The organism is Actinomadura rudentiformis, assembly GCF_008923185.1.
Lineage (GTDB): Bacteria > Actinomycetota > Actinomycetes > Streptosporangiales > Streptosporangiaceae > Spirillospora > Spirillospora rudentiformis.
The window spans coordinates 462988-484057 of sequence record NZ_WBMT01000002.1 but is presented as its reverse complement, the minus strand read 5'-3'; the positions used below and the strand labels follow the sequence as shown (position 1 = coordinate 484057).

Below are 21070 nucleotides of genomic sequence, written 5' to 3'. Positions count from 1 at the left end.
GCTGACGGCCAGCCGTCCGCGGGGACGGCGGCCAGCGGGCGAGAGCGCCGGACATGATCGCAGTCTCGCCCGTTCCGGGCCGTGGTCGGTGCCGGCGCAGCGGTCAGGAGGCGGCGGCGCGTATGGCGGGGGTCAGCATGAGGTGCAGGTGGTCGGCCATCGCGCGGCCGAAGGCGGGATCGTTGATGTCGGTGTCCATCTCGACCATCTCGACGGGGGATCCCGCCAGGCCGTCGCGTACGGCGTCGAAGAGGACGGCGTCGAGAGCGGGGTCGTGGTAGGGGCCGCCGGGAGAGCCGAGCGTGGAGAGCCCGCGGAGCGGGATGAAGAGGGCGGTCGGGCCGGTTGCGGGACGGAGTTTGGCGGCGACCGTCCGGCCGAGTTCAGCGCACTCGTCGGCGTTGGTGCGGATGAGCGTGACCGAGGGGTTGTGCGCGTGCACGTGGCGGTGCCGGAAACGTTCGGGGACCTCCGGGCCGAACTTGACCATGTCGAGGGCCCCCAGGCTGACCACCTGGGGGATGCCGAGCCGGCCCGCCGTCTCCAGGCGGTCCGGTCCGGCCACCCCGACACCGCCGACGAGCGCGTTCGAGAGCTCCAGCAGGGTCGGGTCGAGGACGGCGGTGAGCATGCCGCCCGCGGCCATGGCTTCGAGGGAACGGCCGCCGGGACCGGTGGTGTGGAAGACCAGCACCTCGTACCCGAGCACGCTCAGGAGTTCGCGCGCCGCGTTCACGCCCGGGGTGGTGACGCCCGCCATCGTCGCGCCGATGACGGCGCGGCCGCCGGGCGGCGCCGGCGTCCCGGCGGCGAACCCGGTGGCCATCCCGGCGATCGCGTCGGCCGCGTTGGCCAGGACGCGCACCGAGATGCGGTTGATGCCCGCGATGTCGACGACGCTGTACATCATCGTGAGGTCGGTGCCGCCGATGTAGGTGGAGACGTCGCCCGAGGTCATGCTGGAGACCATCAGTTTGGGCACGCCGACCGGCAGCGCCCGCATCGCGTTGGTGGAGATCGCGGAATTGCCGCTGCCGCCGACCGAGAGCACGCCGTGCACGCGGCCCTCGCGGTGCAGCCGTGCCACCACCGCGGCGGCGCCGCGCGCCATCGCGGTCACCGCGACGCCGCGGTCGCCCTGGGCGCGCAGTGCGGCGAGGCTGGTGCCGGCGGCGCGGGCGACCTCGTCCCGGGACACGTCGGGCTGGACCCAAGGAGGATCGAGGACGCCGGTGTCGACGAGCACCACGTCCATCCCGAGGCCGTTCAGCCGTTCTCGCAACCATTCATATTCAAGTCCTTTGGTATCAAGCGTCCCGATGAGCACGACAAAAGGCATATTTTGACTGTTTGCGTGCTTTATTCGGTGAACAATCTCCGGAGACGCCCCAGTTTTCTGACGCAAGGGGATTTAGGACTAACCCGGACAGCAAGTGTGAAGCCGCGGAGAGTATGGGAACCCGGCGTAGATCGTCACGGGCGGCGGAGGTCCCCTTGCAGGTCGGCGAGGGTCGTCTCAGGAGGGGTTGGGGATGGGGAGAGGGCGTTCGAGGGCGCTCAGGCTGAGGATGACCGTGGCGGCCGTCCAGCCCAGCGGGGCGACGCCGGCCGGCTTGCCGTGCTCGTCGACCTTCTCGGGGAGGACGCCCAGCGAGGTGCGGTGCGCGGCGAGCCAGTCCAGCCGGGTCAGCGCCTCCTCCTTGCGCCCCGAGCACGCCGAGGCCAGCGCGAACATGCCCATCTCCGGGGTCCACGCGACCCTCTTGTCCCCGGCCCAGCGTTCGCCCGGCAGCACACCGCCGTTCGACAGCCGCTGCCGTTCGAAGGCGTTCTGCACCGCCGCGCTCACGCCCGGATCGACCGGTGCGAACGGCGGTGCGAGGAACGTCACCGAGGTGTCCATCCGGCCCCCGGGGATCGGTGAGCGCGGGTAGCCGTGCGGCGTGAACTGCCGCGCGACCGCGTCCGACAGCCGGTGCGTGGCGTGCTGCCAGCGGGCGGCCTCCTGCTTCCTCCCCAGGTCGCGGGCGAGGGCGGCGGCGGAGCGCAGCCCGGCCAGGACCGGCCCGACGACGCCGAGCGTGGGGCGGCGGGGGTCCTGTTCCGACGCGTGGTCGCGTTCCCAGTAGTCGGACGAGGGCGGCGGGAGCCCCTCGACGTCCAGTGACCGGGCCAGCCGGTCGGCGGCGCGCGAGACCATCGGCCAGAACTCCGGCAGGTCGGTGGCGGCCGTCGGGCTCTGCGTGCGGAAGAACCAGCTCGCCCACAACACCCAGCCGAGCGAGTCGAGCTGCGGTGCCCGGCCGTCGGCGACCGCGCTGCCGTCGGGGTTGTAGCGCGCCGCCCACATGCCGTTCTCGTTCTGCACCCGGGCGAGGAAGCGCAGCACCCGCCGGGCCTCCGGCTGGTGCCCGGTCACGGCGAACGCGGCGACCGTGAAGGCCGAGTCGCGCGGCCAGGAGTAACGCCACTTGTCGTACCAGGACGCCAGCGAGGCGCCGTTGGGCCGGGTGAGCAGCCGTAGGTCGAGCAGCGCCCGGGCCGCCATGTCGCGGTAGACCTCCCGGGTGTCCGGGCTGATGGAACCGGCCACTTCCGGCCGTGCCACCGCCGCGCCGGGACTTGCCGTGCCTGGACTTGCCGTGCTGGGACTTGCCGTGCCCGGACTGGCCGCGTCAGGACTTGCGGAGGCGGTTCGGGGCGGGAGGTTGCCGCCCGGAAGCGGCGCGTTCGCGCCGGGCACCGTGCCCCCGGCGAGCCAGGCCTTGTCGGAACGGACCGCGGCGGCCACCCTCGGGTCGGACGCGGCGACGGTGATCGGGGTGTCGGAGCCGAAGGGGATCAGCCGGACCCGGCCGTCGGCGAGCCGTACGACCGAGCTGTCCGGCAGATAGGTGGCGCCGTGGGCGTCCACCGGGTTGAGGGGCTCACCGGCGAACGGCCAGCCACCGCCGCCGACCAGGCCCGGGCTGGCCCAGCCGGGCCCGGCCTGGCTCCTCAGGGTGGCTCCGCAGGTGGCGACCAGCGCGGCGACGAGCAAGAGCGCGGCGGCTCGCCGGACCCGGCTCCAGCCCCCGCCCCGCTTGACGGAACCGGACAGTCTCGTCCGGCTCGGCACGACGCGTTCGGCCCCCGCGAGCTCAGCGCGATCGTGGGCTCCGATGAGCCGCCCCCGCTCAATGGTCACCGGCCTATCTCCCCCTTGACACCCCGCATTAATGCAAGGCGGAGGATTAGTACACCAAACGCCGCCAAGTGGGTCATCCTCCTCAGGGTCCAAACGCGGCATCCTCCTCAGGAGCCATACCCCGTCACAACCCCAGGAAGCGGGAGGTAAGTGCAGCTTGCCCGGTGATGAGCGGCCGACCGGGGCGCGGAAATCGCTGGTGACCGGACCCGGCGGCATGACCATGGACACCGGTTGACTAGGCTGCATCGACGGAGCGGACCGCGGAGTGGCGGCCGCACGGTCGCAACCCCCGTGCAACCCCCACTCCAGTGGTCTTTGGCTGTCGATCCGTATAAAGGACGCCCTCGTGGACCTGTTCGAACATCAGGCGAAAGAACTCTTCGCCGAGTACGGGGTACCGGTGCCCACCGGCAAGGTCGCCCATACTCCCCAGGAAGCCCGGACGTACGCGGAGGAGCTCTTCGCCGCGGGCAGCAAGAAGGTCGTGGTCAAGGCCCAGGTGAAGACCGGGGGCCGCGGCAAGGCCGGCGGCGTGAAGCTCGCCGACGACGCCGACGAGGCGGAAGCGCTCGCCGGACAGATCCTCGGCATGGACATCAAGGGCCACACGGTCCACAAGGTCCTGATCGAGGAGGGCTCCGCCATCGCGCAGGAGTTCTACTTCTCCTTCCTGCTCGACCGCGCCAACCGCACCTTCCTCACGATCTGCACCGTCGAAGGCGGCGTGGAGATCGAGGACGTGCCGCACGACAAGCTGGCGCTCATCCCGATCTCGCCGCTGGAGGGCGTCGACAGGGCCAAGGCCCGCGAGATCGCCGTGCAGGGCCGGCTCCCCGAGGCCGCACTGGACGGCGCCACCGAGATCATCGAGCGGCTGTGGGCAGTCTTCACCGACGAGGACGCCACCCTCGTCGAGGTCAACCCGCTGATCCTCACCGCCGACGGGCAGGTCAAGGCCCTGGACGGCAAGGTCTCCCTGGACGACAACGCCTCGTTCCGCCAGGACCACGAGAAGCTCGAGGACAAGGCCTCCGCCGACCCGCTGGAGGCGGCGGCCAAGGCCAAGGACCTCAACTACGTCAAGCTCGACGGCAGCGTCGGCATCATCGGCAACGGCGCGGGCCTGGTCATGTCGACCCTCGACGTGGTGTCGTACGCCGGTGAGGAGTTCGACGGGCAGAAGCCGGCCAACTTCCTCGACATCGGCGGTGGCGCCTCGGCCGAGGTCATGGCCAACAGCCTGGAGATCGTGCTCTCCGACGCCGACGTCAAGTCGGTCTTCGTGAACGTCTTCGGCGGCATCACCGCCTGTGACGCGGTCGCCAACGGCATCGTGTCCGCCTACAAACTGCTGGGCGAGCGCGGCGAGACCGTGAACCGCCCGCTGGTGGTCCGCCTGGACGGCAACAACGCCGAACTCGGGCGCCAGATCCTGCAGGACGCGGCGCTGCCGGGTGTCGAGCAGGTCGAGACCATGGACGACGCGGCCAAGCGCGCCGCCGAACTCGCTGCGGCAGGTGCATGACAATGGCCATCTGGCTTACTGAGAACAGCAAGATCATCGTTCAGGGCATCACCGGCTCGGAGGGCATGAAGCACTCCCGCCGCATGCTCGCCTCCGGCGCCGCCGTCGTCGGCGGCGTGAACGCCCGCAAGGCCGGCCAGACCGTCGACTTCGACGGCAAGGCGCTCACGGTGTACGGCACCGTGGCCGAGGCCATGGCCGAGACCGGCGCCGACGTGTCGGTGGTCTTCGTGCCGCCGAAGTTCACCAAGGACGCCGTCGTCGAGGCGATCGACGCCGGGATCCCGCTGTGCGTGGTCATCACCGAGGGCATCCCGGTGCACGACACCGCCTACTTCTGGGCGTACGCCGAGTCCAAGGGCAACAAGACCCGCATCATCGGGCCCAACTGCCCCGGCATCGCCTCGCCCGGCGCCTCCAACGCCGGCATCATCCCGGCCGACATCACCACGCCCGGCCGCATCGGCCTGGTCTCCAAGTCGGGCACGCTGACGTACCAGATGATGTACGAGCTGCGCGACTTCGGCTTCTCGACCTGCGTGGGCATCGGCGGTGACCCGATCATCGGCACCACCCACATCGATGCGCTCAGGGCGTTCCAGGACGACCCGGACACCGACGCGATCGTGATGATCGGTGAGATCGGCGGTGACGCCGAGGAGCGCGCGGCCGCGTTCATCGAGCAGAACGTGACCAAGCCGGTCGTCGGCTACGTCGCCGGCTTCACCGCGCCCGAGGGCAAGACCATGGGCCACGCGGGCGCGATCGTCTCCGGCTCCGCCGGCACCGCGCAGGCGAAGAAGGAGGCCCTGGAGAAGGTCGGTGTCCGCGTCGGCAAGACGCCGAGCGAGACCGCCCGCCTCATGCGCGACATCATGAAGAACCTCTGATCCGGGTCTTTCACCCGATCACGGATCGACGAAAAGACGCCCGAGCCGCCTGCGGCCCGGGCGTCTTTCGTGGTCGCGACGGCGTTTGATCGTCTACGACAAAGGCGACACGCCGGACGAGCGGGGGCGCACTTCGGCGCCTGGCTGCCAGCATTGACGGCGTGAGCGATGTGAGCCCTGCGCGGCGCGTGAAACCGGAACGACCGGAGCCGTCGAGGGCCGCCACCGGCCGCGGTGGCACGCCACCCGGCCGGCGGAATGCCGCGCCGCAGCCACCGAAGATCGCCGGCGGCCTCGCCGGCGGCATGGCCCGGCCCTTGTACGTGACGGGCCTGGTCGGCGCGCTGTGGTGCATCGGCATCGGGCTCGCGGTGCTCACGACGATCACGCTCGTCGGATGGATCGGCGCTCCGCGCACCGCGCTGGGCCCCGGCCTCCCCGGCGTCTTCCGTACGGCGGTCAACTTCTGGCTGGTCTCCCACCACGCCGGCTTCTCGGCGGGGCACGGCCGGGTCGGGCTGCTCCCGCTCGGCCTGATCGTTCTGCCGGGTGCCCTCCTGTACCGCAGCGGGGGGTGGATGGTCCGCGCGGTCGGGGTGTCCACCGGCCGCCGCTACCGCGTGGGTGTCGTTCATGTGGCGGTCGCGCTGGCCCTGCCGTACGCGATCCTTTCCGGGCTGCTGGCGCTGGCCGCCGCATCCACGGCCGTGCGGGCGTCCGTCTGGCAGGCGCTCATCGCCTGCTTCGTGCTGGCGGTCCTGGCCGGCGGGCTGGGCGCGGCGCGTGCCGTGGTGGCGCGCAACGCGGCCGACGATCCCGACGCACGGGTCCGTTCGGGCCTGGGGGCGCTGCTGCGGCTCCTGCCGGACCGCCCGCGGTCCCTGGTGATCGGGGTCACCGGCTCGGTGGCCGTGCTCCTCGCCTCGGGTGCGGTGCTCGTCGGCACGTCGCTGGCCCTGCATATGTCCGAGGCCACCCGGCTCCACGACATGCTGGCGCCCGGGTTCGTGGGCGGGGTGCTGCTGGTGCTGGTCGAGCTGGTCTACCTGCCGAACGCGGTGATCTGGGGGATGGCGTACGCGATCGGTCCAGGCTTCTCGGTCGGCGCGAACACCACGGTGTCGCCCACGGGGGTCTTCCTCGACATCGTGCCCACGTTCCCGCCGTTGGCGGCGCTGCCCGAGCCCGGCCCGGCGCCCGCGCTGTCGCTGTTCGCGCTGGCCGCCCCGTTCATCGCGGGTGCCGTTGGAGGCGTGCTGACCGTGCGCAACATGCCGAGCCCGGTGTACGAGGCGGCACCGCTCTGGGGGTTCCTCTCCGGCGCCCTGACCGGCGCCGTGGCCGCCGTGCTGGCCGCGCTGTCGGGCGGCCCGCTGGGCGGCGGGCGGATGGCCACCGTGGGGCCCTCGGCCTGGCAGGTCGGCCTGCTCGCCGCGCTGGAGGTGGGCATCTCGGCGGCCATCGCCGCGTGGATCGCCAACTGGATGATCCTGCGGCGGCCGGCGCCGAGGGCCACCGCTTCAAGGGCTCAGGCCCCCGGCAAGCCCCGCAAGCGCCGGTGGCGCCGTACCGCCTCGCCCGCGACCCCGCCGGTGCCCGCCAAGGCCGCGGCGTCGCCGGAGCCGGCCCCGCCCCGGGCACCCGAGCAGCCCGTTCCGAAGGCGCCGCGGAAGCCCGCTCCGTTCGCGCCCGATCCGGTGGAGTTCGAGGAGGCCGAGCCCGTTCTGGCGCCGCGCAAACCGAGATCCAGGACGCGGCTCGCCGACCCGCTGCCCGATCTCGCCGAGGCGACCGAGGAGCTGGCCCCCGCCGAGCCGGAACCCGAACCGGAACCCGAGCCCGACCCGGTGCCGGACGCCCGGTGGGCCTCGGAACGCGAGATCGTCGTCGCCGAGACCCACGTACCGCCCGATCCCGCTCCGGACGAGGAGCACCAGTCCGTGCCACAGCCCCGCGACCGTGACGACCCGGGCCGCACCGAGACCCGCGGTGGCGCGATCTACGTGCTCAGGGACGAGCCGGGGCAGGACTGAACGACGACCGCAGCGAAGCGAGGATCCTCGTTCGGAGGGTCGCTCAGAAGAGGTCGCCGTACTTCGACATGCTGCCCTCGGGGAGGTTCAGCTTCTTCTCGATCTTGGGGTAGTAGTCGTCCCGGCAGGCCTTCTCGTCCGTGCTGGTGTTGGCCTTGCCCACGCAGGTCTGGTAGCCGCTCAGTTCGGGCCACAGGAACACCGTCAGGGCCAGCGAGAACGTCGAGAACGCCAGCGCGATCCCGCCCAGCACCAGGCCCGCGATCGCGCCCGGCGCGACGGCGTGCTGGCGGCGGGCGCTCCGGCGGGCCCTGATGGCGACCACGATCGCCGCGACGCCCAGGATCAGCCCGACGGGGAAGAAGAACAGGGTGATCAGGATGGCGCCGGCACCGAGCCAGAGCGCCCGCCAACCCAGGCGTTCGACCGGGCGGGGCCCCTGATCGTGGCCTGGCGGCCGCCATGGCGGAGGCTGATTGCCGCCGCGTTCCGGAAGGTCCGCACGTCCGGGCGTCTCGTTACGCTTGGAGAGGTCGGGGCGATCGGCGTCGGGGGCGGCGCCGGACTCGGGAATTTCCGGGCGGCCGGGGATCTCGTCGCGCTTGGAGAGGTCGGGACGGCCGGACGTGCCGACTCCGCTTTCGCCCTGACCCGGCTGCTCGCTCACGTTCGTCCTCCTGGACCTTCTGACCTGTGGTGTCGAGATAAGCACCGCTCGCGCGGCCGGTAGGCTTCGGGTGTTCGTAGCCATCCGCAGTCCGATCGCACCGTCCAACCCCATCGTCCACCAGGGAGTCATGGTGTCCGCCCGGCTCGTCGTCCTCGTCTCCGGCGCGGGGACCAACCTACAGGCGCTGCTCGACGCGTGTTCAGATCCAGCCTACGGGGCGCACGTGGTGGCCGTGGGCGCGGATCGCGGGGAGATCGCCGGGCTGGAGCGGGCGGCCGCCGCCGGGCTCCCCACGTTCACCGTGCGCATCCCCGACTTCGAGAGCCGTGACGCCTGGGACGCGGCGCTGACGGACGCGGTCGCGGCCCACGAGCCGGATCTGGTGGTCTCCGCCGGCTTCATGAAGATCCTCGGCAAGCACTTCCTGGAACGGTTCGGCGGCCGCATTGTCAACACCCACCCGGCGCTGCTCCCCTCGTTCCCGGGCGCGCACGCCGTACGGGACGCCCTGGCGTACGGCGTGAAGGTGACGGGCTGTACGGTGCACTTCGTCGACGAAGGCGTGGACACCGGACCTGTCATCGCCCAGGAGACCGTTCCCGTGGGCTGGCACGACGACGAAGACTCCCTCCACGAACGCATCAAGCAGGTGGAGCGCCGGCTTCTGGTCGACGTCGTGGGGCGGCTGGCCCGCGACGGCTGGACCACGCGGGGCAGGCGGGTCTCCATGAAGTGCCGGACCTGTGGACCAACCGATGAGGGGAGCTCGACCGGTGAGTCGGGTCGCGAGTAATTCTGGGGGGACGACCCCCCAGGGCCCCCCGGGGCAAGCGCCGATTAAGCGTGCGCTGATCAGCGTTTATGACAAGACGGAGCTGGAGGAGCTGGCCCAGGGCCTGCACCGGGCCGGCGTCGAGATCGTGTCCACCGGCTCCACGGCGGCGCGGATCGCCGCCGCCGGGGTGCCGGTCATGAAGGTCGAGAAGCTCACCGGGTTTCCCGAGTGCCTCGACGGCCGGGTCAAGACCCTGCATCCCAAGGTGCACGCCGGGCTGCTCGCCGACCGGCGCAAGGACGATCACATTCAGCAGCTCGAGGACCTCTCGGTCGAGCCGTTCGACCTGGCGGTGGTCAACCTCTACCCGTTCGCCGACACCGTCGCCTCCGGCGCCAAGCCGGACGAATGCGTCGAGCAGATCGACATCGGCGGGCCGACCATGCTCCGCGCCGCCGCCAAGAACCACGCCAGCGTCGCCGTCGTGGTGGACCCGTCCTCCTACGGCACCGTGCTGGCCGCGGTCGAGGCGGGCGGTTTCACGCTCGAGGAGCGCCGCCGCCTGGCCGCCGCCGCGTTCGCCCACACGGCCTCGTACGACGTCGCCGTGGCCTCCTGGTTCGCCAACGTCTACGCGCCGGACGAGGTCGCGGCCGAGGCGCACTGGCCCGACTTCATGGGCGCCACCTGGCAGCGCAAGAACGTCCTGCGGTACGGGGAGAACCCGCACCAGCGCGCCGCGCTCTTCACCGCCGACCACGGCCCTGCCGGGCTCGCCGGTGCCGAGCAGCTGCACGGCAAGGAGATGTCCTACAACAACTACGTCGACGCGGACGCCGCCCACCGTGCCGCGTACGACTTCGCCGAGCCCGCCGTCGCGATCATCAAGCACGCCAACCCGTGCGGCATCGCGGTCGGTGAGGATGTCGCCGAGGCCCACCGCAAGGCGCACGAGTGCGACCCGGTGTCGGCGTTCGGCGGCGTGATCGCCGTCAACCGCCCGGTGACGGCGGCGATGGCCGCCCAGGTCGCCGACGTCTTCACCGAGGTGGTCGTGGCGCCGGGCTTCGAACCCGAGGCCCTGGAGATCCTCACCAGGAAGAAGAACATCCGCCTCCTGGCGTGCCCGGAGGCCCCGGCCGGCCCGGCCGAGTTCCGCCGGATCACCGGCGGTCTGCTCGTCCAGACCGTGGACCGTGTCGACGCCCCCGGCGACGACCCGGCCGACTGGGAGCTCAAGACCGGCGAGGCGGCCGACGAGGCGACGCTGCGCGACCTGGCGTTCGCCTGGAGGGCCTGCCGCGCGGTCAAGTCCAACGCCATCCTGCTCGCCGCCGACGGCGCCACCACCGGCGTCGGCATGGGTCAGGTCAACCGGGTCGACTCGGCCCGGCTGGCGGTGACCCGCGCCGGTGCCGAGCGCGCGGCCGCCTCGGTGGGTGCCTCCGACGCCTTCTTCCCGTTCCCGGACGGCCTCGAAGTGCTGACGGAAGCGGGCGTGCGGGCCGTCGTCGAGCCGGGCGGCTCCGTCAACGACGAGAAGGTGATCGAGGCGGCCCGGAAGGCCGGGATCACGCTCTACTTCACGGGCGTCCGGCACTTCTTCCACTGATCCTCCGGAACCGGCCGCGAGACCAGCCGGTCTCGCGGCCGGATCCGGCGTGTGGGAAGTTTTACGTTTGAACGTTGGTAGCCTCGGGAACCGTCGCGCCTTCCGCCCCGCATTTGACTCCGGCGCGCCCAAGCGCTGAAGGAGGCGTGATGGACTTCCTGGCCACTCTCATCCTGGGGAACGTCGTGCAGACGGCATCCCTGCTGATGGAGTCCCGTCAGGTGATCGGCCTCGTCGCCGCCTTCCTCGCCGCCGTTCTGGCCGCGCAGCTCGGCTGGCACGGCACCGACCGCCTGATCGCCTGGCGCAGCCGCCCCGACCAGGACTGACCCGCGCCGGGCCGCCCCGATCAGGACTGACCGCGGCAGGCCCGCCCCCGTTCGATCCGTCGATAGCATGGGGCGAACGCGACTGGCGCAGTCAAGGTGGATTCGACCACCGGGGAGCGAAGGACGGTCCGCACACCGCGCGCCTGGGTGTACGGGCCCCTGAGCACGCGGAGGAACCAATGACGGCACAGGTCCTGGACGGCAAGGCCACGGCCGCGGAGATCCGCGCCGACCTCAAGGTCCGCGTCGAGGCGCTGCGCGACCGCGGCGTATCGGTCGGGCTCGGCACCGTGCTGGTCGGCGACGACCCCGGCAGCCACGCCTACGTCACCATGAAGCACCGCGACTGCGCCGAGGTCGGCATCCAGAGCATCCGCCGCGACCTGCCCGCCGACGCCTCCCAGGAGGACGTCGAACGGGCCGTAACCGAGCTGAACGCCGACCCCGCGTGCACCGGCTACATCGTTCAACTGCCGCTGCCCAAGGGTTTGAACGAGCAGCGCGTGCTGGAGATGATCGACCCGGCCAAGGACGCCGACGGCCTCCAGCCGGTCAACCTGGGCCGCCTCGTCCTAATGGAGGCGGCCCCGCTGCCGTGCACGCCCAAGGGCATCGTGGCCCTCCTGCGCCGCTTCGAGGTGCCGCTGCGCGGCGCCGACGTCACGGTGATCGGCCGTGGCGTCACGGTCGGCCGCCCGCTGGGCCTCCTGCTGACCCGCCGCAGCGAGAACGCGACCGTGACCCTCTGCCACACCGGCACCCGGGACCTGGCCGCCCACGTCCGCAACGCCGACATCGTGGTGGCCGCCGCCGGCGTGCCCGGTCTCATCACCGGCGACATGATCAAGCCGGGTGCCGCCGTTCTGGACGTCGGCGTCTCCCGCGTCGACGGCAAGCTCGCCGGTGACGTGGCCGAATCCGTCCGCGACGTGGCCGCCTGGGTGGCCCCCAACCCCGGCGGCGTGGGCCCCATGACCCGCGCGATGCTCCTGGCCAACGTGGTGGAAGCGGCGGAGAGCACCCTTCACGCTTGACCCGATGCGGGGTGAAGGCGCTGAACACGGGGCCGCCCGCCGTGGTCACGCGAGCGAGCCGGGCTCGTCCGCGTGACCACGACGGGCGGTTCCTGCGGCCGTCCCCGGGTTTTTGCGCTGCCGTGGGGACGGCCGCAGATCACGTCAGCTTGCCCTGCGGCCGGCAGTACTGGTGGCCGGTCCGCGCGGGCCCGCTGGGTGCCCTGTCGCGTGGTTGCCGCCCGGCGGCGCCGCGCGTCGTACTCCCCCCGGCCCCTGGCCGTCCAGTGGCGGCCGGTTCTGCTGGGGGACGTGCACCGGGGGCAGCGGCCGGACGAGGCCCATCGCGATGACCTCGTTGGCCAGCCGCGTACGGCGGTTGGCGCCCTCGGGGATGCGGAACTTCTGATAGAGCCGCAGCAGGTGCTGCTTGACCGCGGCTTCGGTCACGACCAGGTCGGCGGCGATCTCCCTCGCGGTGGCGGGGGCGACGAAGGCCTCGTCCGAAAGGGCGGGCCGGCAGAGCGAGGTCAGGACATCGACCTCTCGGCGGGTGAGTTCGGGTGCCACGGCGCGCCGCAGCTCGACGTCGGGATCGACCTCCTCGCGGGGGATTCCCCCCATCCGGCAGCGCGCCGTGCCGAAGCTCACGACGTCGCCGTCCTCCAGTACGCGGCGGGCGATCGGCCGGCCGTTGACGCGGGTGCCGTTCCGTGACAGCCCCATGTCGACCACGTATACGTACGGGCCGCGCCGAACGATCTCTGCGTGCAATCGGGACACACTCGGGTCGTCGAGGCGAATGTCCACTCCTCGTCCTCTCCCGACCGTCGTGACGTCGGGGCGCAGCGGCATCACCAGCCCGCTGTCCTCGATCCGCATGAACGGCCCCTCCACGGCAGTCCTCCCAGCTAGTTAGCGACCCCTGTCTGCCGGGTTACCCGGGCGCCCCGGAGTCACACCCTCCTACTGGCGAGTAGGGACTGTGGCACAAGGCTTTTCGTGTCCATCCACACGTATCGGACCCCACCTGTATCAGCTCTCCGGTGAGTGTTTCCCGGGATGGGGCCGCCGGACGTCAGAAATATCCGGAGATGCCGCACCGAAACCCGGTCCCGTCGGAGCGGTCATGAGAGCCGCTGGTTGCGGCTAACGTGAGTTCTGACGGAACGTTCGCCCCGACACGCAGAGCGAGGCCATGAGCACGGAGCTGCACCGGCGCCGGCGGAGAGCACCCAAGCGGCGCGGCGCCACGCCGCACTGGCTGGGACAGCTGCCCTACATGATCGTTCTCTGTGGGGTGGCGGGCGCTCTGGTGCTGTGCTCGTTCAACTACTTCCGCAAGGGGTCGGGGTTGATGGCCGCCGCCGTCCTCTTCGGCGCGCTCGCCCGGCTGGTGCTCCCCCCGAGCCAGGTCGGGATGCTCGAGACCCGCAAGAAGTGGATGGACGTGGCCACGATGACGGGCTTCGCCGTGGCCATCGCCGTGGTCGCCTGGGTCGTGCCCGATTAACTCCACTATGGAGTGAATGGTCCAAAAGGCCGGGGCGAGGTCTAGACCTCTGTTGGCGCTCGGATAGCCTGACCAGTTGAGCCTTACAAGGACTGCTGGCCGGTGTAGGAAAGGGACAGCAACAGCATGCCCAAGATCAAAGTAGCGGGCCCCGTCGTCGAACTCGACGGCGACGAAATGACGCGGATCATCTGGGAGTTCATCAAGGACCAGTTGATCCTGCCCTACCTTGACGTGGACCTGAAGTACTACGACCTCGGGATCGAGCACCGTGACGCCACGGACGACCAGGTCACCATTGACGCCGCGAATGCGATCAAGCAGCACGGCGTCGGTGTGAAGTGCGCCACGATCACGCCCGACGAGGCCCGGGTGGAGGAGTTCGGCCTCAAGAAGATGTGGCGTTCCCCCAATGGAACGATCCGCAACATCCTCGGCGGCGTCATCTTCCGCGAGCCGATCATCATGCAGAACGTCCCCCGGCTCGTTCCGGGCTGGACCAAGCCCATCGTGGTCGGCCGTCACGCGTTCGGTGACCAGTACCGCGCGACCGACTTCAAGGTTCCCGGCCCGGGCAAGCTCACGGTGACGTTCACGCCGGAGGACGGCTCCGAGCCCATGGAGTTCCACGTCGCGGACTACCCCGAGGGTGGCGGCGTCGCGCTGTCGATGTACAACTTCCGCAAGTCCATCGAGGACTTCGCGCGCGCATCGTTCCGGTACGGCCTGTCCCGGGACTACCCGGTCTACATGTCGACCAAGAACACGATCCTCAAGGCCTACGACGGCATGTTCAAGGACGTGTTCCAGGAGATCTTCGACGCCGAGTTCAAGGCCGACTTCGAGGCCAAGGGGCTCACCTACGAGCACCGGCTCATCGACGACATGGTCGCCGCCTCCCTCAAGTGGGAGGGCGGCTACGTCTGGGCGTGCAAGAACTACGACGGCGACGTCCAGTCCGACACCGTGGCGCAGGGCTTCGGCTCCCTCGGCCTGATGACCTCGGTGCTCATGACCCCGGACGGCCGGACCGTCGAGGCCGAGGCCGCGCACGGCACGGTGACCCGCCACTACCGGCAGCACCAGCAGGGCAAGCCGACCTCCACCAACCCCATCGCGTCCATCTTCGCGTGGACCCGGGGCCTGGCCCACCGCGGCAAGCTCGACAACCAGCCCGAGGTCACGGAGTTCGCCAACAAGCTGGAGCAGGTCTGCGTCGAGACCGTCGAGAACGGCCAGATGACCAAGGACCTCGCGCTCCTGGTGGGCTCAGAGACGCCGTTCCTGACCACGCAGGAGTTCCTGCACGCGCTGGACGTCAACCTCCAGAAGAAGATCAACGAGAACTGATTCCTTCGTTCCCGCACCTGCGGGGATGGTGCCGGAGCCGGCCCTGCTGGCCGGCAAGGACACCGTTGGCCTCGCCAACGCGGGGAACGTATGAAAGGCCGGTCCGGAAACCCCGGGGCGGCCTTTCGCGTTTCCGTCCATGCCGGGTGGCGCACCTGGGGGAGGCGGCGCATCGTGCGCGCGATAGCCTGGCGGGTGGAATATCTCGACGACGAGAGAAACTCGGCGGCGGCTCATCTCGCGGGCGGTCGGGCTCGAGATCGAAGGACGGCCGCCTGAGCCCCTCAGGCCACAGCAGGAGAGAAGAAGGCAATGGCTCGCACCCCAGTCTCAGTCACGGTTACCGGCGCCGCCGGCCAGATCGGCTACGCGCTGCTCTTCCGCATCGCGTCCGGGCAGCTGCTCGGAGCGGACACGCCCGTACGCCTGCGTCTGCTGGAGATCCCGCAGGCGGTCAAGGCCGCCGAGGGCACCGCCATGGAGCTCGACGACTGCGCCTTCCCGCTGCTGGACGGCGTCGACATCTTCGACGACCCCACCCAGGCCTTCGCCGGCGCCAACGTCGCCCTGCTGGTCGGCGCCCGCCCGCGGACCAAGGGCATGGAGCGCGGTGACCTCCTGGAGGCCAACGGCGGCATCTTCAAGCCGCAGGGCGAGGCCATCAACGCCGGTGCCGCCGACGACATCAAGGTCCTGGTCGTGGGCAACCCCGCCAACACCAACGCCCTCATCGCCCAGCAGCACGCCCCGGACGTCCCGGCCGAGCGCTTCACGGCGATGACCCGCCTCGACCACAATCGCGCGCTGGCGCAGCTGGCGAAGAAAGCCGGCGTCTCGGTCTCCGACATCAAGAAGATGACCATCTGGGGCAACCACTCGGCCACCCAGTACCCGGACCTGTTCCACGCGGAGATCGCCGGCAAGAACGCCGCCGAGACCGTGAACGACCAGGACTGGCTGGAGAACACCTTCATCCCGACCGTCGCCAAGCGCGGCGCCGCGATCATCGAGGCCCGGGGCGCGTCCTCGGCCGCGTCGGCCGCCTCTGCCGCCGTCGACCACGTGCACACCTGGGTGAACGGCACGGCCGAGGGTGACTGGACGTCGATGGCGGTCGTCTCCGACGGCTCCTACGGCGTGCCCGAGGGCCTCATCTCGTCCTTCCCGGTCACCACCAAGGACGGCAAGTGGGAGATCGTCCAGGGTCTGGACATCGACGGCTTCTCCCGCGGCCGGATCGACGCCTCGGTGAACGAGCTGGCCGAGGAGCGCGACGCCGTCCGCAAGCTGGGCCTCATCTGAGCGATCCGATGTGACGCGAGCCCCGGGCCGGCGGCCCGGGGCTCGCCGGCTTTCCGGAGGACCCCTTGCCGGTTTCCGGCCGACGCCACGGTGCCGTAAATGTCGGGGATGCCCCGCAAGCACTCGATAAGGTGACGGGTCAGCCGTTACGCGTACCGAGGGTGGCGGCGGTCGCCGGGAGGACGAACGGGTGGAGCAGGCGTTTCAAGTCGATCTACGTGGCGTGGTGGACCTGCTCAGCCGGCATCTGTACTCCAGTCCCCGGGTCTACCTGCGGGAGCTCCTGCAGAACGCGGTGGACGCGATCACAGCCCGCGGCGAAGCCGCTCCGGGGGGTGTGGGGGGTCGTCCCCCCACAAGTGACACAGCTCGCGGCGAAGCCGGCGGCACGGTCGCCGTCGAGACTCGCGACGGTCTGCTGCGGGTCCATGACGACGGGATCGGTCTCACCGAGGACGAGGTCCACCGGCTGCTCGCCACGATCGGCCGTTCGTCCAAGCGGGACGAGCTGGGCTTCGCCCGGCACGACTTCCTCGGCCAGTTCGGGATCGGCCTGCTCTCGGCGTTCCTCGTCGCCGACGAGATCGAGGTCGTGACCCGGTCGGCCAGAAGCACGACCGGGACGGCCGTGAAGTGGACCGGCTTCGCAGACGGCCGCTACCAGGTCGAGCCCGGTGAACGCGACGAGCCCGGCACCACCGTCACTCTGCGTCCCCGCCCAGGCTCCGCCGACCTGCTCGCCCCGGCCACCGTCGCCGAGCTGGCCCGCGCGTACGGCTCGCTGCTGCCGGTCGAGCTCACCGTGGACGGTGCGGCGATCACCGGGGACGGGCCGCCCTGGCAGGCGGCGTACCCCGATCCGGCGCGTCGCCGCCGGGCGCTCGACGCCTACTGCCGCGATCTGTACGGATTCGAGCCGTTCGACGTGATCGAGCTCAACGTGCCCGAGGCCGGCCTCACCGGCGTCGCCTTCGTCCTTCCGCAACCCGTCACGCCGAGTGCCCGCGCCGCGCACCGCGTCTACCTCAAGCGGATGTTGCTGGCCGAGAACGTCGAGGGACTGCTGCCCGAGTGGGCGTTCTTCGTGCGCTGTGTGGTGGACGCGGGGGAGCTGCGCCCGACCGCCAGCCGCGAGGCGCTGTACGAGGACGAACTGCTGGAAGCGACCCGGGATGCGCTGGGCGAGCAACTGCGCCAGTGGCTCGTCCGGCTGTCGGAGACCGATCCGGCACGGCTCCGCGGTTTCCTGCGCCTGCACCAGCTCGGCGTCAAGGCGATGGCGGTGCACGACGACGACATGCTGCGCATCGTCGACCGCTGGCTGGAGTTCGAGACCTCCGCCGGGCCGATGACGCTGGCGGAGTTCCGCAAGCGGCACGCCGGCGGCCGGTACACCACCAACGTGGAGGAGTTCCGGCGGTTGTCGGCGGTCTCCGCCGCGCAGGGCGTCGGGCTGGTGAACGGCGGCTACGTCCACGACACCGAGATCATCGAGCGGCTTCCGGACATCGATCCGGACGTGGCGCTGCGTCGTCTCGACCCGGCCGAGCTGACCACCCATTTCGGGGTGCTCGATCCGGGCACGGAACTCGCGCTGCGGCCGTTCCTCGCCGCTGCGCAGAGGGCCGTCGACCGGCTCGGCTGCGAAGTGGTCCTGCGCGACTTCGATCCGCCGTCGCTGCCCGCGCTCTACCTCACCAGCCGCGCGGCCCGGCACCAGGCGGAGCTGGAGGAGGCCCGGGAACTGGCCGACGACCTCTGGAACGACGTGTTGGGCGCGATGAACGACGCGGTCGAACGGGACCGCCCGCAGCTGGTCCTCAACCATCGCAACCCCCTCACCCGCCGCGTCACCATGATCAAACCCGGTGCGCCGCCCCCGGCCGCTTCGGGCGCGGCCGGACCGGGTCCCGCCGAGGAGGGGCTGATCGAGCTGGCGGTCCAGGCGCTGTACGGCCAGGCGCTGCTGCTCGGCCATCATCCCCTGCGCGCCGCCGACACCGCCGTCCTGAACCGCTCGTTCCTCGGTCTGCTGGACTGGGCCGTGCACGACCCGGAGGCCACGCCGTGAGCGTTGACCACGTCTACGACCTGATGGCGCGGGCTGGGGAGCTCCCGTACGGCGAGGCCAAAACGGTCCTCGTGGAGGACGCCCTGCGGCAGGCGGAGGCCGCGGGCGAACCGGAGCTGGCGTTCCGGGTACGGATGGAGCTGACCACCGCCTACCAGTACGGCGGGGAGCCGGCGAAGGCGTTCACCACGTTCAGCCGCTGCCTGGCCGACCATGACCGGGACCCCGGCCGGTTCGACGAGGGGGCCCGGCTGCTCTGGCAGATCAAGTGGATGGTCAACTCGCTCACCCTCTTCCCCGAGATCCCGCTGGACCGGACGTACGCGATCCTGGACGAGATGGAGCGCCGTTACCTGCTCGGCGGCCACAGCCTGCAGGCGGTGTACCACTACCGGCACGCTGTGGCGCGCCATGTGGGCGATGCCGGCGCGGCCGACGAGTGGTACGCGCGGTGGCGTGCGGCGCCGCGCGACGAGCTGTCGGACTGCGCGGGCTGCGACCCGACCGGGATGGTCTACCACCTCGCGAGCCGGGAGCGGGACGAGGAGGCGCTGGCCATCGCGGCGCCCGTGCTGAGCGCCGAGCTCAACTGCACCGAACAGCCGCAGGGCATCCTCACCGCGCTGCTGCCCGTCTATCTCCGTACGGGCCGCGTGGAGGACGCACGGGATGCGCACCGCCGCGGCTACCGGATCATGCGGTCCAACATCGCGGACTTCGCCGACATCGCCGAGCACATCGAGTTCTGCGCGCAGACCGGCAACGAGCCACGAGGGCTGGAGATCCTCCAGCGTCACCTGGGCTGGCTGGACCGGGCACCCAGCCCGCACTCGGCGATGCGGTTCGCCGCCGCGTCGGCACTGCTGCTGCGGCGGCTCGACGAGACCGGCCATGGCGGCGAGGTCTCGCTCCGCCGTCCCGCGCACGGCGATCGGAAGGCCGCGGACGTGTCCGCCGCCGAACTGCGGGCCGAGCTGACCGAGCAGGCCACGCAGCTCGCGGCGCGCTTCGACGCCCGCAACGGCACCACGTACCAGGGGGACCTCGTACGGGAGATCCTCGCCGCCGGCCCGATCGTCGATCACCTGCCGCTGACCGCGCACGACCGCCGCCCCACCACCGCGACGCCCCCTCAAGTCATGACATCGACCGAGGCCGTCGCGCCCGACCGCCGCCCCGCCGCGGACTATTCGGACGTCGATGATCTCGACGCGCTCCTGGCGGCGGCCGACGAACGATGGCAGGCCCGTGACCTGGACTCCGCCCGGGCGGCCTGGCACCGCTTCGACGAGGTCCTGGCCGCCACGGATGCCGTCCTGACCACGGGACAGAGCGCGCAACGCGCCGACGGGCGCGGCCTCGAACTGCTCATGAGCGGTGAGGCCGAGGCCGGGCTGGCCGAGTGGTGGCGGGCCGCGGAGTTGTATGCGGAGGCCGGAGATCCCGTTCTCCAGCACTCCGTCCTCAGCCGCATCGGTGGTGCCCTCATGGGGCTGGGCCAGCCCGACGAGGGCGTTCCGCTGCTCACCACAGCGGTGGCCTACCTGGACGAGCACGCGCCGGGAACGCGGCGCGCCCTGACCGCACGCCTTCGGCTCAGCGGCCACCATCTGGAGTCGGGCAGTCCAGAGGAAACGATCGCGGTGCTCGCCGATCTCACACCGGACGAGCCGCACGACATCGGCAACGTGGAGCTCAACCGGGCCCGGGCACTGGCACATCTCGGCCGCCACGAGGAAGCCGTGGCCGCGCTACGGCGGGCCTGCGACGCGCTGCGGACCGTCGCCGACCGCGACCCGCTTGCCGAGGCGGCCTTCATGCTCGGGCAGCTGCTTTCGCACGACCCGGCGGGCCTGGACGAAGCGCTCGCGGCGTTCGATGAGACGCTGGCGAACGCCGTGCTGCCCATGCTCCGCCTGGCCGCGCACGCCGAGCGCGGCAGGCTCCTGCTGTCGCACGAGCGCGCGGCGGACGCGGTCGCGGACCTGGTGGAGGCGGTGGCCGGGTTCACCGCCGAAGGGGCGCACGCCCAGGCCGCCCACGCGCGGGTGGAGCTGGCGGCGGCCTACTACACGACCGGACGGCATTTCGAGGCCGCCGAAGTCGCCGAGGAAGCGGCCCCGATGCTCGCCCAGCTGGACGACAGCGCGGCCGAACGCCGCCTCCGCTTCATTCTCGCCCACTCCCAGCGAGAGCTCGGCGAGCCGCAGGCCGCCGAGCTCTTCACGGAACTGGCACGCGAGGACGACGAACCCGGTGCCGCCGCGCAGCTGCTGGAGACGGCCGCCGAGGTCCTCACCGGCCTGGACAAGGACGCGCTGGCGGCGGAGCGGTTCGCCGAGTCCGCCGACGCCTTCGCCAAGGCCGGGAATCCCTACGGCGTCGTCCGGACACGTCGGCGCGGCGCCCTCTGTCATCTGTGGAGCGGCCGAGAGGACGAGGCCCTGGCCGAGATGGAGCGGGCCCGTGCCGGCTTGAAAGAGCTGCCGCCTGACAACCCGGCTGCGCTGACCTGGGAGACCTCGATGGTCGCGTACGACGAGGCGCGCCTGCTCGCGAACGTCTCCCGCTACGACGAGGCGCTGCGCAGCGTCGGCGAGGCCATCGAGGGTTACACGTCCCTGAACGAGACCGACGCCGCGGAGGCCGCCTTGCGCCTGCGCTCCAGCATCCAGGACGAACTCTCGTGACTCCCGCCTTTTGTTGACTCTGCGTGTCCGCCAGTCGATGACCTTCCGCGTTCAATAGACTCCGTTCCGTACACGGGGATTGAGGTGACGGCTTCCGGCCCGCGGTG

16 protein-coding genes and 1 riboswitch are annotated in these 21070 nt (G+C 71.1%); of the genes, 12 read left to right on the top strand and 4 right to left on the bottom strand.

The window, feature by feature from the left end; all coding sequences use genetic code 11:
- Nucleotides 1-103: 103 nt before the first annotated feature.
- Nucleotides 104-1339, bottom strand: coding sequence for a Tm-1-like ATP-binding domain-containing protein (locus tag F8566_RS05675; RefSeq protein WP_151558701.1), 1236 nt, complete (start codon nucleotides 1337-1339; stop codon nucleotides 104-106).
- 177 nt (nucleotides 1340-1516) lie between these two features.
- Nucleotides 1517-3187, bottom strand: coding sequence for a glycoside hydrolase family 15 protein (locus tag F8566_RS05670; RefSeq protein WP_192809529.1), 1671 nt, complete (start codon nucleotides 3185-3187; stop codon nucleotides 1517-1519).
- A gap of 349 nt (nucleotides 3188-3536) precedes the next feature.
- Between F8566_RS05670 and sucC the strand changes: the two genes are divergently transcribed.
- From sucC to F8566_RS05650, 3 genes are all read left to right on the top strand, one after another.
- A complete protein-coding gene (sucC, locus tag F8566_RS05660) occupies nucleotides 3537-4715 on the top strand; it encodes an ADP-forming succinate--CoA ligase subunit beta (RefSeq protein WP_151558699.1) in 1179 nt (392 codons plus the stop codon).
- 2 nt (nucleotides 4716-4717) lie between these two features.
- Nucleotides 4718-5605 (top strand): succinate--CoA ligase subunit alpha, encoded by an 888-nt coding sequence (gene sucD / locus F8566_RS05655; protein WP_151558698.1) that lies wholly within the window; start codon nucleotides 4718-4720, stop codon nucleotides 5603-5605.
- 161 nt (nucleotides 5606-5766) lie between these two features.
- Nucleotides 5767-7638, top strand: coding sequence for a cell division protein PerM (locus F8566_RS05650; RefSeq protein ID WP_225992901.1), 1872 nt, complete (start codon nucleotides 5767-5769; stop codon nucleotides 7636-7638).
- Nucleotides 7639-7681: 43 nt separating this feature from the next.
- On the opposite strand, the gene F8566_RS05645 is transcribed toward F8566_RS05650, so the two are convergent.
- Complete coding sequence (locus F8566_RS05645; RefSeq protein WP_151558696.1) at nucleotides 7682-8305, bottom strand: hypothetical protein; 624 nt, start codon at nucleotides 8303-8305, stop codon at nucleotides 7682-7684.
- A gap of 130 nt (nucleotides 8306-8435) precedes the next feature.
- Here F8566_RS05645 and purN point away from each other — a divergent pair, with 130 nt between their 5' ends.
- The 4 genes from purN to F8566_RS05625 all read left to right on the top strand — a co-directional run bounded on the left by purN (nucleotide 8436) and on the right by F8566_RS05625 (nucleotide 12058).
- Complete coding sequence (gene purN / locus F8566_RS05640) at nucleotides 8436-9101, top strand: phosphoribosylglycinamide formyltransferase (RefSeq protein ID WP_151559033.1); 666 nt, start codon at nucleotides 8436-8438, stop codon at nucleotides 9099-9101.
- 43 nt (nucleotides 9102-9144) lie between these two features.
- Nucleotides 9145-10695, top strand: coding sequence for a bifunctional phosphoribosylaminoimidazolecarboxamide formyltransferase/IMP cyclohydrolase (gene purH, locus F8566_RS05635; RefSeq protein WP_225992917.1), 1551 nt, complete (start codon nucleotides 9145-9147; stop codon nucleotides 10693-10695).
- Between the two features lie 149 nt (nucleotides 10696-10844).
- The gene (locus tag F8566_RS05630) at nucleotides 10845-11024 is read left to right on the top strand and encodes a hypothetical protein (protein ID WP_151558692.1); all 180 of its coding nucleotides are present in this window, start codon (nucleotides 10845-10847) and stop codon (nucleotides 11022-11024) included.
- A gap of 68 nt (nucleotides 11025-11092) precedes the next feature.
- Nucleotides 11093-11180: riboswitch (ZMP/ZTP riboswitch) on the top strand.
- A gap of 23 nt (nucleotides 11181-11203) precedes the next feature.
- Nucleotides 11204-12058: a bifunctional methylenetetrahydrofolate dehydrogenase/methenyltetrahydrofolate cyclohydrolase gene (locus F8566_RS05625; RefSeq protein ID WP_151558690.1), complete on the top strand. Its 855-nt coding sequence runs from the start codon at nucleotides 11204-11206 to the stop codon at nucleotides 12056-12058.
- A 144-nt stretch (nucleotides 12059-12202) separates the two neighbouring features.
- Here the strand turns inward: F8566_RS05625 and F8566_RS05620 are convergent, their stop codons facing one another.
- Complete coding sequence (locus tag F8566_RS05620) at nucleotides 12203-12934, bottom strand: FHA domain-containing protein (RefSeq protein WP_151558689.1); 732 nt, start codon at nucleotides 12932-12934, stop codon at nucleotides 12203-12205.
- Between the two features lie 301 nt (nucleotides 12935-13235).
- On the opposite strand from F8566_RS05620, the gene F8566_RS05615 reads away from it, so the two are divergent.
- From F8566_RS05615 to F8566_RS05595, 5 genes are all read left to right on the top strand, one after another.
- Nucleotides 13236-13550, top strand: coding sequence for a DUF3017 domain-containing protein (locus F8566_RS05615; protein ID WP_151558687.1), 315 nt, complete (start codon nucleotides 13236-13238; stop codon nucleotides 13548-13550).
- Between the two features lie 126 nt (nucleotides 13551-13676).
- The gene (locus tag F8566_RS05610) at nucleotides 13677-14900 is read left to right on the top strand and encodes an NADP-dependent isocitrate dehydrogenase (protein WP_151558685.1); all 1224 of its coding nucleotides are present in this window, start codon (nucleotides 13677-13679) and stop codon (nucleotides 14898-14900) included.
- 312 nt (nucleotides 14901-15212) lie between these two features.
- On the top strand, nucleotides 15213-16202 hold the full coding sequence (locus F8566_RS05605; protein WP_151558683.1) for a malate dehydrogenase: 990 nt from the start codon (nucleotides 15213-15215) through the stop codon (nucleotides 16200-16202).
- Between the two features lie 190 nt (nucleotides 16203-16392).
- Nucleotides 16393-18273, top strand: a complete 1881-nt coding sequence (locus tag F8566_RS05600) for an HSP90 family protein (protein ID WP_151558681.1) — start codon at nucleotides 16393-16395, stop codon at nucleotides 18271-18273.
- A complete protein-coding gene (locus F8566_RS05595; RefSeq protein ID WP_151558679.1) occupies nucleotides 18270-20963 on the top strand; it encodes a hypothetical protein in 2694 nt (897 codons plus the stop codon). The genes F8566_RS05600 and F8566_RS05595 overlap by 4 nt, the downstream gene beginning before the upstream one ends.
- Nucleotides 20964-21070: the final 107 nt, after the last annotated feature.

Coding starts and splice junctions, on each gene's coding strand:
- F8566_RS05675 (WP_151558701.1), bottom strand. CDS start 1,339: ATGCCTTTTGTCGTGCTCATCGGGACGCTTGATACCAAAGGACTTGAA.
- sucD (WP_151558698.1), top strand. CDS start 4,718: ATGGCCATCTGGCTTACTGAGAACAGCAAGATCATCGTTCAGGGCATC.
- purN (WP_151559033.1), top strand. CDS start 8,436: ATGGTGTCCGCCCGGCTCGTCGTCCTCGTCTCCGGCGCGGGGACCAAC.
- F8566_RS05630 (WP_151558692.1), top strand. CDS start 10,845: ATGGACTTCCTGGCCACTCTCATCCTGGGGAACGTCGTGCAGACGGCA.
- F8566_RS05625 (WP_151558690.1), top strand. CDS start 11,204: ATGACGGCACAGGTCCTGGACGGCAAGGCCACGGCCGCGGAGATCCGC.
- F8566_RS05615 (WP_151558687.1), top strand. CDS start 13,236: ATGAGCACGGAGCTGCACCGGCGCCGGCGGAGAGCACCCAAGCGGCGC.
- F8566_RS05610 (WP_151558685.1), top strand. CDS start 13,677: ATGCCCAAGATCAAAGTAGCGGGCCCCGTCGTCGAACTCGACGGCGAC.
- F8566_RS05605 (WP_151558683.1), top strand. CDS start 15,213: ATGGCTCGCACCCCAGTCTCAGTCACGGTTACCGGCGCCGCCGGCCAG.